This window comes from Pseudophaeobacter arcticus DSM 23566 (genome assembly GCF_000473205.1).
Taxonomy (GTDB): domain Bacteria; phylum Pseudomonadota; class Alphaproteobacteria; order Rhodobacterales; family Rhodobacteraceae; genus Pseudophaeobacter; species Pseudophaeobacter arcticus.
Window position 1 is genome coordinate 407,604 of record NZ_KI421507.1, and the last position, 12,207, is coordinate 419,810.

12 protein-coding genes, 1 tRNA gene and 1 rRNA gene are annotated in these 12,207 nt (G+C 59.2%); 8 read left to right on the forward strand and 6 right to left on the reverse strand.

From position 1 onward, the window contains the following. The first annotated feature begins 180 nt into the window (after window positions 1-180). The 3 genes from rrf (at window position 181) to ARCT_RS28340 (ending at window position 1,048) form a co-directional block, all read left to right on the forward strand. Window positions 181-295, forward strand: a 5S ribosomal RNA gene (gene rrf, locus ARCT_RS0106010). 210 nt (window positions 296-505) lie between these two features. Continuing rightward, a tRNA-Met gene (locus ARCT_RS0106015) sits at window positions 506-582 on the forward strand. A gap of 307 nt (window positions 583-889) precedes the next feature. Continuing rightward, window positions 890-1,048, forward strand: a complete 159-nt coding sequence (locus ARCT_RS28340) for a hypothetical protein (protein WP_169731207.1) — start codon at window positions 890-892, stop codon at window positions 1,046-1,048. 299 nt (window positions 1,049-1,347) lie between these two features. Here ARCT_RS28340 and ARCT_RS0106020 read toward each other — a convergent pair whose 3' ends face one another. The 3 genes from ARCT_RS0106020 to ARCT_RS0106030 form a co-directional block, all read right to left on the reverse strand. Continuing rightward, entirely contained in the window at window positions 1,348-1,677 is a 330-nt protein-coding gene (locus ARCT_RS0106020; RefSeq protein ID WP_027239249.1) for an arsenate reductase family protein, read from the reverse strand. A 70-nt stretch (window positions 1,678-1,747) separates the two neighbouring features. Next, window positions 1,748-2,323 (reverse strand): SRPBCC domain-containing protein, encoded by a 576-nt coding sequence (locus ARCT_RS26990; protein WP_154665318.1) that lies wholly within the window; start codon window positions 2,321-2,323, stop codon window positions 1,748-1,750. 158 nt (window positions 2,324-2,481) lie between these two features. After that, window positions 2,482-3,195 carry an SDR family NAD(P)-dependent oxidoreductase gene (locus ARCT_RS0106030; protein WP_027239250.1) on the reverse strand — a complete coding sequence of 238 codons (714 nt, stop codon included), beginning with the start codon at window positions 3,193-3,195 and terminating at the stop codon, window positions 2,482-2,484. Between the two features lie 141 nt (window positions 3,196-3,336). Between ARCT_RS0106030 and ARCT_RS26995 the strand changes: the two genes are divergently transcribed. After that, window positions 3,337-4,305: a helix-turn-helix transcriptional regulator gene (locus tag ARCT_RS26995; protein ID WP_051360569.1), complete on the forward strand. Its 969-nt coding sequence runs from the start codon at window positions 3,337-3,339 to the stop codon at window positions 4,303-4,305. A gap of 366 nt (window positions 4,306-4,671) precedes the next feature. Here the strand turns inward: ARCT_RS26995 and adh are convergent, their stop codons facing one another. Next, window positions 4,672-6,195: an aldehyde dehydrogenase gene (gene adh / locus ARCT_RS0106040; protein WP_027239251.1), complete on the reverse strand. Its 1,524-nt coding sequence runs from the start codon at window positions 6,193-6,195 to the stop codon at window positions 4,672-4,674. A 135-nt stretch (window positions 6,196-6,330) separates the two neighbouring features. Beyond that, entirely contained in the window at window positions 6,331-7,284 is a 954-nt protein-coding gene (locus ARCT_RS0106045) for a helix-turn-helix domain-containing protein (RefSeq protein WP_027239252.1), read from the reverse strand. A gap of 347 nt (window positions 7,285-7,631) precedes the next feature. Between ARCT_RS0106045 and ARCT_RS0106050 the strand changes: the two genes are divergently transcribed. Next, on the forward strand, window positions 7,632-7,838 hold the full coding sequence (locus ARCT_RS0106050; RefSeq protein ID WP_027239253.1) for a cold-shock protein: 207 nt from the start codon (window positions 7,632-7,634) through the stop codon (window positions 7,836-7,838). Window positions 7,839-7,933: 95 nt separating this feature from the next. Here the strand turns inward: ARCT_RS0106050 and ARCT_RS0106055 are convergent, their stop codons facing one another. Continuing rightward, on the reverse strand, window positions 7,934-8,596 hold the full coding sequence (locus tag ARCT_RS0106055) for a GntR family transcriptional regulator (RefSeq protein WP_027239254.1): 663 nt from the start codon (window positions 8,594-8,596) through the stop codon (window positions 7,934-7,936). Between the two features lie 235 nt (window positions 8,597-8,831). On the opposite strand from ARCT_RS0106055, the gene ARCT_RS0106065 reads away from it, so the two are divergent. Genes ARCT_RS0106065 through ARCT_RS0106075 form a run of 3 tightly spaced genes read left to right on the forward strand, consistent with a single transcriptional unit; the run spans window position 8,832 to window position 12,180 of the window. Further along, the gene (locus ARCT_RS0106065) at window positions 8,832-9,782 is read left to right on the forward strand and encodes a dihydrodipicolinate synthase family protein (protein WP_027239256.1); all 951 of its coding nucleotides are present in this window, start codon (window positions 8,832-8,834) and stop codon (window positions 9,780-9,782) included. Window positions 9,783-9,784: 2 nt separating this feature from the next. Continuing rightward, the gene (locus tag ARCT_RS0106070) at window positions 9,785-10,717 is read left to right on the forward strand and encodes a 4-hydroxyproline epimerase (RefSeq protein ID WP_027239257.1); all 933 of its coding nucleotides are present in this window, start codon (window positions 9,785-9,787) and stop codon (window positions 10,715-10,717) included. A 32-nt stretch (window positions 10,718-10,749) separates the two neighbouring features. After that, a complete protein-coding gene (locus tag ARCT_RS0106075; RefSeq protein ID WP_027239258.1) occupies window positions 10,750-12,180 on the forward strand; it encodes an aldehyde dehydrogenase family protein in 1,431 nt (476 codons plus the stop codon). The last annotated feature ends 27 nt before the right edge of the window (window positions 12,181-12,207 follow it).

Sequence of the window (12,207 nt, forward strand, 5' to 3'; positions counted from 1 at the left end):
CTGCTGCCTGACAGACTTTACTTGCGTAACGTCGTCAGTGTTGATTGTTTCCCTGCGATCTTGGAAATGTCCTCGTGACATAACTGGGGCGCGGTCTCTCGGGCATTTGCTAAAGCAAATACCCTGCCGACCGCCAACCAAAAAAAATCCAAGAACCGCAGGTTCTTGGATTTTTCTTGGTTTGGTGGCGATAGCGAGAGCAAAACACCCGGTCCCATCCCGAACCCGGAAGTTAAGTGCCTTTGCGCCAATGGTACTGCGTCTTAAGGCGTGGGAGAGTAGGTCACTGCCAAACCTAGTAAAATCCAAAAACTCTAAACGATAAAATANCCTTCAGATACCAAATCACTGAAGGAACAATCGTCTCTAAACCTAACGGTAAAGACAACAAAGGGCTTAACTAGCGAAAGCGATAGCCCAAACATAAGGTCCTCAAGTAGCCGATAGGCGATAGGACAAACATATGTCCTCAAGTAGCCAATAGGCGATAGGACAAGAATACTGTCGCGGGATGGAGCAGCCCGGTAGCTCGTCAGGCTCATAACCTGAAGGTCGTAGGTTCAAATCCTACTCCCGCAACCAAAATTTATAACATGATTACAACAACTTAAACCTCGCTTCGGCGGGGTTGTTGGCGTTGTATGGAAGTCGCTGGAAGCACTGTGGAAGCAAGCGGGAGCGTTTGGTACTGTGGTGAGCAAGCAACACTGCCGTAACGCCTGGTAAGGCGCTCACCACGCCGAATCTCTAAGGACAGATAGGGCAGGGGACATGGCGATTGCTAATGGCCCATCAGCCCCGTTCGATTATTCTCATGACTGTATGGTGGACCTGTCGCGGTTTGATGCCGCTCCTTTGATAGCATTTACTGCAACAAAGGAGATGAACTATGGGACTGAAACGGACGGACGAATTCCGCGCTGATGCGGTGCGTATCGCGTTAACCAGCGGGCTGACGCGTAAGCAGGTGGCTGACGATCTGGGTGTCGGTCGGACAGATCCAAGGGCGGGTGGTTCAATTGGGCGCGAGCGTCGTTCCAGATGGTGAGCCAGCCCAGGGACACCTCGTTGTCCGCGAAGCGGTTTGGGACTTGGTCAGCGGAAACCATCAGGGCCAGCAGCCCTATGCGCTGCGCAAACAGGCCGGGCACACGGCTGCATCTGACAGGCGCTCATATCAGCTCAAAAAATGTCTTGCTATGCAGGAGCCATCCACACAGGACGTTCAAAACCAGCGAAAATCGCGAACAGGGCTAAGAATGAAGCTTCTATGGCTTCATTGTGAACAGTCGTTGAGAGCCACCTTGTGCCAGCATGTTGACCCAATTGGAAGATGGGCTGCTTGCGTCACTCTGGAAGCAAGGCAGCCTGCACTGCGGCATCCCAGCCGAGATAATAGGTATCACCGTCACGGATCACCGGGCGCACCATCAGCTTGGGATTGGCGGCGAGCTGGTCTTCCGCTTCCGAATGCTTCAGCCAGTCGCTGAGTCCACGCCAATCATTCGACTTTCGGTCAACCAGACGATCACCAAATTCAGTGATCAATTCAGAAAGCTCTGTCTCGCTCAGCGGCTCCGCCCTGACATCGCGAAAACTGATATCCTTGCCCGCCGCCTCTAGCGCCTTGAAGGCTTTCTTGCTTGTGGCACAAGTGTTCAGTCCGTAGATCATCATGGCGCAGTCTCCTTTGGCGCTGGTGATGCAACTTCACGCACCAGGCACTGCAGTGCAAGAGGGTTGTGGATCAGTCGTTCACGTGTGGCACCCAGTGTCCGCACCCGGTCCGAAGCCTCGCTACGGATGTGGAGTTTTGGAAACCAAGAGCCGCGACACGGTCCTTGAGTGCCCTGTTCATCAGCACGTAGCCAGGTTCGATTGCGTCAAGCTCTGCAAAGGAGATGAACAGGCCGGAAAAGACCTCGGTATGGTGCAGTCGTGTGCAGGTTGGCGACAGTTCTTCGAGGTCGAAACGATGAACACCACGGAAAATGCCGACCGGGCCACCACCCCATACGAGGCTTTTGCCGCGGTCATACTCCATCAGGTGCGGGCGCACGGTCACGGAGGCTCCGTTGGGTTTTTCGACATGAACGACAAGCTTCTCGCCGATCTTCATCTCGCCGTCGACACGAACGTGATAGGGGTTCCATTCGGGATAGGCGCCAGTGTCGGCAAGAATGTCCCAGATCGTATCGGCGGATGCTGGGATGTCGATCGCGGTGTTGATCTCGAGACGGGTTAGGGTCTTGGTCGTGCCAGCAGCGTGCAACGGGATGGCGACACCGGCGATTGACAGCGATGCAATGATCCATTTGAACATCTTGGTGTCCTTACTCTTGTTTGGTTGCGACAGGGCCAATTTGGCCAGTGGGCAAACAGGTTTATTGAAGAACTCCGCCAGGCGCCGCAAAACATGTCAGGGCTGCCCGGTTCATGGCCGCCCGGTTCCTGGCCGCCCGGTTCCTGGCCGCCCGGGGGTCACTCTCTGGCGAGAATGCCGGCGACAAGGCCGGGCAGGAGGCGGTTGAGCCGCAGGACGAGTTTTGATTTTCCCGGTGCCACCCGCGTCGCGCCCGCCGCGACACCAGCGACGATGGCCGCTGCCATATCCTCGGGCGTGAGCTTGCCGCGGCCACGTCCTGCGGTCATGTCGGTGGCGACGAGCGGCGGGATCGCTTCGACCACCGTTATGCCTTTGCCGCTCATCTGATGCCGCAAGGCGCGGGTGAATGAGGCCAGTCCTGCTTTTGTCGCTGAATAGACCGGGGCCGAGGGCTTGGGGTGCAGGGCAACCAGCGAGGTCACGTTGACAACGGTGCTTCCTGGTGTGTGCAGGAAGGGCATCAGCGCCAAGGTCAGCTTGATCGGGCTTGAAAGGTTCAGGGCGATCTCGGCGTCGATGGTCGCCGGATCGACGGGCTCTGTCAGCGTGATCTGGTTCTGGATACCCGCGTTGTTGATCAGCGTGTCGATGCCCTGGCTCCGTGCCGCGACCACCTCGGCCAGGCGCGCAATCCCTGCGTCAGTGGCAAGGTCGGCGGCGAGAGGCTGAACATTGGGCCAACTGGTCTTGGGACGCGACCGCGCCACTGCGATCACCTCGTCGCCCTGCGCGGCATAGGCATTCACGAGCGCGGCACCGATTCCACGGCTGGCACCGGTGATGACTATGGTTTTCCGTTTCTGGGTCATGCTGTGTCCTTTTGATGTGAATGGACAGCATTCTCGCTATTGGGTGCCGAAATTTATTGAAATATTGCGCCATTTCGCGCGACATCGCGCAGCCGCAGCTTTGGCGGAAATGTTCAATACCTTCGGCGCAGTGATGATAGAATGGCACTGGTATCTCCGGCAAAGGGCCAAATGGAAATGGAAGAATTCACCTATTCCGGGCTGGTCGCGCTGCTGGCTCAGGCCATCGCGGACCGCGCCCCCGATCTCCTCGAAGGCACCGCCATTGCCGACCCGATGAAGGGTGCCTTGGCGGATGCGCGCCACAAGGCATCGCTGGTGCAGCGCGTCATGGATCGCCATGGCGCAGGTTTGCTGCTCGAAGTCGGCCAATATCTGGATCGCGCAGCCGACACCCCAGCGCTCACGGTCATGAAACGTTCGGCAACCCCAAGGATCCTGGCCGAAAAGTTCATGCGTCTTGAACGCTACCACCATTCCTCTCACCGCACCTCTATCGAAACAGGTTCAGGCGTCTGGCACTGTGTGCGTTCCAGCAGGCAAAGCCCGCCAACACCGGGAGAGAATTGCCTGATCGCCGGGCTTCTTCTTGGTTTGGTCATGGCCATCGGCCAGGAAGACTGCCAGTTGGAGATCGGTGGGAAATCTTTTGCACCGCAGGACTTGCCTGCAGCGACCTTTGCGCCGGGCGCAGAGACGGCGCATTTTCGCATCACTTGGGCGCCGTCGATCAAACCGGGTGACCAGGAACCGCCGCTCTTGCCCAATGTGGAGGACGCGTGCCTGTCCGACCGCCTCGCTGCGTTATTCGAAACCGATTTGGGCCGATCCTGGAAGATCTCCGACGCGGCCAGGCTGCTTGCCTTGTCAGAACGTTCGATGCAGCGGCACCTTGGCGCCGAAGCACATAGCCATTCGAGTGTCCTGCGGCGCGTCCGGATGAAAGCGGCGACCCTGTATCTGGTTGAGACCGACACCAGCCTTGCCGAGATCGGCTATTGCTGTGGCTATGCGGACCAGGCCCATTTCCAGCGCGATTTCCTGCGCACGGCAAATGTCACGCCACGCCAGTTCCGTCTTGTGAACCAAGAGGCCGATAGCCTGATATAATCTACCCGTGTTCGCATATTTCAATCCGAAAATACTCAGAAACACCGTCGTCCTAGCTTCTCTTGGCGGCAGATGAAGACGTGTCAGAAGTGGCCCATCGGCGCCATGTCGCCGTGCAGCACTCACGCTGACGCAGGGCTGCGGTCACTTCATGCTTTCATTGTTTTACCTCCGCGATAGGGCGCTGATACCCTTCGCAGAGCCTTTTCAAAACTGGTGTGGTTCCAGAGGGGCTGCCCAGGGAGGGGGGCTGGTAAGTGCAAAATTTGGCCGTCACCAGCTCTGAAAATGGATCACACCCAACATCAGAGCTGATTGACTTCGGAGGGGCGGTGGCAGAAAGCCTGCCACCGCCCGCTGTGAGATCTAGAAAAACCCGAGCTTGTTTGGATTGTAGCTCATCAGGATGTTTTTGGTCTGCTGGTAGTGGTCCAGCATCATCTTGTGGTTTTCCCGCCCGATGCCGGACTGCTTGTAGCCCCCAAATGCGGCATGGGCAGGGTAGGCGTGGTAGTTGTTGACCCAGACGCGGCCGGCCTCGATTGCGCGGCCAAAGCGGTAGCAGGTGTTGGCATCGCGAGACCAGACGCCAGCGCCAAGCCCATACATGGTATCATTGGCAATCGCCAAGGCTTCGGCTTCGTCCTTGAAGGTGGTGACCGAGACCACGGGGCCAAAAATCTCTTCCTGGAACACCCGCATTTTGTTGTGACCCTTGAGAATGGTCGGCTGAATGTAGTTGCCCCCCGACAATTCACCATTGAAGTGTGCCGCCGCGCCGCCGGTCAGAACCTGCGCGCCCTCTTCGCGGCCAATGGTCAGGTAGGACAGGATCTTTTCCTGTTGCTCGGTGCTGGCCTGCGCCCCCACCATGGTTTCCGGGTTGCGCGGGTCGCCCTGTTTGATGGCTTTTACTCGCTCAATGCAGCGCTCGATAAAGGCCTCGTAGATGTCTTCCTGGATCAAGGCGCGCGATGGGCAGGTGCAGACTTCACCCTGATTGAAGGCAAACAGCACAAAGCCTTCGACGGCCTTGTCCAGAAAGGCGTCATCCTTGGCCATCACATCTGAGAAAAAGATGTTTGGGCTTTTGCCGCCCAGCTCCAGCGTCACCGGGATCAGGTTGGCGGTCGCGGCCTCCATGATCTTGCGGCCAGTGGCGGTTGAGCCGGTGAAGGCGATCTTGGCAATGCGCGGGGAGCTGGCCAAAGGCGCGCCAACCTCGGCGCCGTAGCCATTGACGATGTTCAAGACACCATCCGGCAGATAGTCCGCCATGATTTCGGCCAGGATCATGATCGCAGCCGGGGTCTGTTCCGCTGGCTTCAGCACGATGCAATTGCCAGCAGCCAGGGCGGGGGCCAGCTTCCAGGCCGCCATAAGAATGGAGAAGTTCCAGGGAATGATCTGACCAACAACGCCCAGGGGCTCGTGGAAGTGATAGGCAACCGTATCGGCGTCGATCTCGCTCATATTGCCTTCCTGGCCCCGCAGGACCCCGGCAAAATAGCGGAAATGGTCGGCCGAGAGGGGAATGTCGGCGGCCATGGTTTCGCGGATCGGTTTGCCGTTGTCCCAGGTCTCTGCCTGCGCCAGGCGCTCAAGATTGGCATCAATGGCGTCGGCAATTTTCAGCAACAGGTTAGAACGCTCGGCTGCTGAGGTCTTGCCCCAGCCGTCTTTTGCGGCATGGGCCGCATCCAGGGCCAGATCGACGTCGGCAGCGTCGGAACGGGCGCATTCGGTGATCTTTTCGCCAGTGATCGGGGTCACATTGTCAAAGTAGCGACCGTTCACAGGTGGGGTGAATTTGCCGCCGATGAAGTTGTCATAGCGCGGTTTGAAAGGCGAGACATAGGTGCCTTTCTCGGTATGGGTCATGTCGTTCATTTGGTATCCTCCACAAATACCGGGACCTCCTCCCGGATTGCTCAGGACACTGCGCCAGAATGAGGGCTGCTGTCTGCCAGCCGGAAAATCCGGATGACCAAAGGTGTCTCACTACTGAGACAGGTTCGCGCAACTTTACTCCAACCCCAGACGTTTCATCCGCCGATACAGCGTCGCGCGGCCCACCCCCAGCTGGCGAGCGGCCTGCGAGACATTGCCATCAGAGCGCGCCAGCGCCCGCACCACAGCGGCGTGTTCGGCCTTTTCAAAGCCGGTAGGCCCGTCCTCTCGTCCGAGAATATCAGCGGCGGGGCGGGGCGTCAGGGCACCGGTCATATCAAGACCAAAGACCCGGCGGGCCTCGCGGGTGGCGCCAATGATCAGGTCATGGGCATCCACAGCCAGCAGCGTGGCGGCCTCGGCATCGTCGCTTTCGGCAACAATTATTCGGGTCTTTTCGTAGGCGGCACGAAAATTGGCCTCCTCAATAGCCCGCGCAGTCTGGCAAACCTGAGCCGCAATCAGCCGATTAAAGGCCTCTGTTTGATCAGCCCGGGCAGAGGAGACATCCAGGGCCGCTACGATCTGGCCTTCGGCCCCGTAGATTGGCGCGTCGATGCAGCTCATGGCGGTGTTTCGGGCATAAAAATGGTCACCCCGATGGATAATGACGCGCCGCTGCTCGGTCAGACAGGTGCCGATGCCGTTGGTGCCTTCGCGCTCTTCGCTCCAATCGGCACCGATGCACAGCCCCCAGGATTCAAAGATCGAGGCATCGGCCTCGGAAACCCGCTGATCCAGAACCACCCCATCATCATCGGTCAAAAGCACAGCGCAGCCGGACTGCCCTACCAGCGAGAACAGGCTGTCCAGCCTTGGCGCCGATACGGTCATGAATGTCTCGAGCACTTCCAGCCGTTCGCGCAGATGGCTGCTGTCAATGCGTTCTGGTCCACGGTTTTCAGCGGGGTCGAGCCCGTGTTTGTCTGCCGAGCGGCGCCAGCTTGCCGCCAACCGCGAGCGTGCAGCCGCCGAGGCGGAATTTGTGACGCCCAAGACCTTTTCAACATGTGCCACCTTGCCAAGCATGAAGTCCCCCCCAGAGCGTTGATTTGCTTTTGCAGGCTACGCCAACTTGATCGCCGCGACAATCTTTGCGCGCTGGGGTGTCCCTTAAGGAGAGTTGGGCGTCGGGGGCTATCCTGAACAGGGTGCATCAAAAACCACACTTCCGGACTTGCAAAAAATTGCCTGAACCCATGGAAACCGGAAATGTACTCTTGAAACGAAACCGGAGCAGTCGCATATTTTGAGGGCTTGTGTTTCTCTATGTCGACCTGCTGCCTCCGGAATAACGGCGTTCAGTCTTCGATCCAGACTCAACAACGCCGGGCTGTCGCACTCCTGCGGACAGCAATTTTAAGGGAGTATACGGAATGGCTACTGGCACCGTAAAATGGTTCAACTCTACCAAAGGCTTTGGCTTTATCGCGCCCGATGGCGGCAGCAAGGATGTGTTTGTGCACATCTCCGCGGTTGAGCGCTCTGGCCTGACCGGTCTGGCCGACAATCAGAAAGTGTCCTTCGACATCGAGCCCGGCCGTGATGGCCGTGAGGCTGCGGTCAATCTGGCACTGCTCTAACCTGATCCCCCACCAAGGGGGGAAGACTGTGAAACGCGCTCTCTGGGAACAGGGGGCGCGTTTTGCTTTGAGCAGGCGATTCAGTGTCGGCAGGTTCAGCGCAGGCTGTTTATGTTCTGGATCAGCGATTCACGCGCGCCGGAGATATGGAGCCGCGTCAGTTCGGCAGCCTGGGTGGCATTGCCGGCAAGGCAGGCCTCCCAGATGGCGATATGTTCTTGGTTGGCGCGTTCCATCCCGTTCGACATCACCAGCTGCGCCCGCAGGTAGCGGTCAATCCGGTCCATGGCATTGTCGATGACATCCAGATGGTATTGCAGCCCGCTGGCCCGGTAGAGGGTTGAATGGAAATCCCGGTTGAGATCCCCCCAGCTCATCGGGTCCGCAGAGGCCGAAAACGCCGCCCAGGAGGCGCGGGCGGTTTCGAGTGTTTCTGCCGACATCAAGGGCACGGCGCGGCGGATCACTTCGGGTTCGATCAAGGCGCGAAAATCAAAAATTTCCTCAGCTTCAGTGGCAGAAAGTCCAGAGACAACAGCGCCCTTGTAACGTTGGGTTTTGACCAGACCCTGCTCCTCCAGCCGAGAGATCGCCTCGCGCACTGGGATTCGGCTGGTGTTGAACAGCCGGGCAATTTCATCCTGGCGCAGGGGCTCACCCTCTTTGACGTCACCCTCGATGATGGCTTTGCGCAGGGCCTCAAAAACGATCGAGGACGCCGAAGCGGTTTTTGAAATATCGACGGAATTCAGCTTCATAAGGCACTCCTCCTGCATCGTTCATAGCGCGATTTTCTTGCTGAGGAAAGTTGCGTAAGAAAATATATTGTAAATTGGATCCAATATGAAATAGAACGGCGCAGGTGGCACCGCAGCAGGTATCGCCACAATGGCGCGCCTTTCCCTGCACCCACCGGAGGCTCCGGAGCAGGGGAGGGGGCTTTGGTGCCAGTCAACCTCCAGCCGCAGTGGCTGGCTCTGAAAGGAAAAGACCATGAACCCTAATATCTTCTCCGGATGTATCCCGGCCCTGATGACCCCCTGCACTGCAGATCGCAGCCCTGATTTTGATGCGCTGGTGCGCAAGGGGCAGGAGCTGATTGCGGCGGGCATGTCGGCGGTGGTGTATTGCGGTTCCATGGGGGATTGGCCGCTGCTAACGGATGCAGACCGTATGCAGGGTGTGGCGCGTCTGGTCGCCGCCGGGGTGCCAACCATCGTCGGCACCGGGGCGGTGAACAGCAAACTGGCGGCGGCCCATGCCGCCCATGCGGCGGAGGTCGGCGCCCAGGGGCTGATGGTGATCCCGCGCGTCCTGTCACGCGGATCCTCCAGCACAGCTCAAAAGGCGCATTTCAAGGCGGTCCTGGCGGCGGCACCGGACTTGCCGGCAGTGATCTACAACAGTCCCTACTACGGCTTTGCCACGCGGGCGGAGCTGTTTTTTGATCTGCGGGCGGAACACGCAAATCTGGTGGGGTTCAAGGAATTTGGTGGCGCAAACGATCTGCGCTACGCCGCTGAACACATCACCGGGCAGGATGACACCGTCACCCTGATGATTGGGGTGGATACCACCGTCTTTCATGGCTTTGTGAACTGCGGTGCCGCCGGGGCCATTACCGGGATCGGCAATGCGCTGCCGCGCGAAGTGCTGCATCTGGTGGCGCTGTGTGAGCGCGCAGCCGCAGGCGATGTTGGCGCGCGGCTGCGGGCCAAAGAGCTGGAACAGGCGCTTGGCGTGTTGTCGTCTTTTGACGAAGGGCCGGATCTGGTGCTGTATTACAAACACCTGATGGTGCTGAACGGCGACAGCGAATATGGGCTGCACTTTAATGACAGCGACGCCCTCACAGAGAGCCAGCGCAGCTATGTCGAGATGCAATACCGCCTGTTCAAGACCTGGTATGCGGATTGGGCCCTGCAGCTCGAAACTGTCGCCTGATCATGCGGGTGATCGATAGCCACACCGGCGGAGAGCCAACGCGGCTGATCCTGAACGGTGGCCCGGATCTTGGATCTGGGTCCCTGGCGGATCGCGCCGCAAGGGTGCAGGCGGAACATGGCGATTTCTGCGCCTCCGTCCTGCTGGAGCCGCGCGGCCATGACGCCATGGTGGGGGCGCTGTTGTTGCCACCACAGGACCCGGCCTGTGTCGCTGCGGTGATCTACTTCAACCCGGCAGGCGCCTTGGGCATGTGTGGCCATGCGACCATTGGCACCTTGGTGACGCTGTACCATTTGGGACGGATTGATCTGGGCCTGCACCGTCTTGAAACCCCGGTCGGGGTGGTCGAGGTGGACTTGATTTCTCCCAATCGGGCGGTGGTGGAAAATGTCGCCAGCTATCGCCAGTCCAAATCCGTCACGCTGGATCTGCCAGGGCTGGGGGGGGTCATCGGGGATGTCGCCTGGGGCGGCAATTGGTTTTTCCTCACCCCTGATTGCCCGGTCGCCCTGGAGGCGGCAAACATAGCTGAGCTGACCACAGCGGCCCTGACTATTCGCGACGCCCTCTGGGCGGGTGGGATCACCGGGGCCAGGGGCGCCAGGATCGACCATGTGGAATTTATCTCTGCGCCACAATCCCCCCAAAGCCATGGGCGCAACTTTGTGCTGTGCCCAGGCGGGGCCTATGACCGCTCGCCCTGCGGGACCGGTTGTTCTGCCAAACTGGCCTGTCTTGCAGAGGATGGCCTGCTTGAACCAGGAACCGCCTGGATTCAAGAGAGCATCATCGGCAGCACCTACACCCTAAGCTATCGCCGCAATGGCGCGGGTCAGGTGATCCCACGGATCGAGGGCACGGCGTATGTCACCGCTGACACAACCCTGATTTTTACAGAAAACGACCCCTATCGCAGCGGCATTCAGCTCTGAAAACGGGTCAAAAACACAAAGGACATATGACGATGGACTACACAAATCTGATTGCCGGTAGCTGGGAAGACACCAGTGATGGCTGCGCCAATGTAAACCCGTCGGATATCAGCGATATTCTGGGCATGGCTGCGATGAGCAGCACAGCGGATATGGATCGCGCCATTGCCAGCGCCCGCGGTGCCGCCGCCGATTGGGCGCGGGCAACGCCGCAGATGCGCTTTGACGTGCTGGATTTCATTGGCAGCGAGATCCTGGCCCGCCAGGCTGAGCTGGGGCACCTGTTGTCCCGCGAAGAGGGCAAGACCCTGCCCGAAGGTATTGGCGAGGCCTCCCGCGCGGGCCAGATCTTTAAGTTCTTTGCCGGCGAATGCCTGCGCCAGACCGGCGATCACCTGGCCTCGGTCCGCCCCGGTGTCGAGGTCGATGTGACCCGCGCCCCGGTGGGGGTGGTCGGGCTGATCACGCCATGGAACTTTCCCATCGCCATCCCCGCCTGGAAGATCGCGCCAGCCCTTGCCTATGGCAACGCTGTGGTGCTGAAACCCGCCGAGCTCACTCCCGGCTGTGCCTGGGCGCTGGCCGAGATCATTTCGCGCTCGGGGCTGCCTGAGGGTGTTTTCAACATCGTCTTTGGCCAGGGCGCAATTGTCGGCCAGCATATGGTGGATCACCCCGAGGTCGATGCAATTTCCTTTACCGGCTCGGTGCCGACGGGACGCGGAATTGCGGTCTCCTGTGCCAAATCCATGACGAAGGTCCAGCTGGAGATGGGGGGCAAAAACCCGATGGTCGTGCTGGAGGACGCCGACCTGGATCTGGCGGTTGCGGCCTGTCTGAATGGCGCCTTCTTCTCCACTGGCCAGCGCTGCACCGCCTCGTCCCGTTTGATCGTCACCGAAGGCATCCATGATCGGTTTGTCGCCGCTTTGACCACTGCAATGCAGGGGCTGAAGGTTGGGAATGCGCTGGAGGCGGGCATTCAGATGGGGCCTGTGGTAGATGCGCGACAGCTGGAGCAGAACCTGTCCTATCTCAAGATCGCAGCTGACGAAGGTGGCACTGTCATCGGTGGGGAGCGCCTGACCCTGGCGCAGGAGGGCTTTTATATGGCGCCTGCCTTGGTGACCGGGACCCGCAACGACATGCGCATCAACCGCGAAGAGGTCTTTGGCCCGGTGGCCTCGGTCCTGCGGGCACGCGACTATGAGGAGGCGCTGGCGTTGGCCAATGACAGCGCCTTTGGCCTCAGCGCCGGGATCTGCACCTGCTCGCTGAAACAGGCGAGCCATTTCAAGGCCAATGTTGAGGCGGGAATGGTGATGGTCAACCTGCCCACCGCTGGTGTCGACTACCACGTGCCCTTTGGCGGCACCAAGGGATCCAGCTATGGCGCGCGCGAACAGGGGTCTTATGCTGCTGAATTCTACACCCGGGTAAAGACCGCCTATACACTGCCCTGACATCGCGAGATAACAGCACCAGAGGCA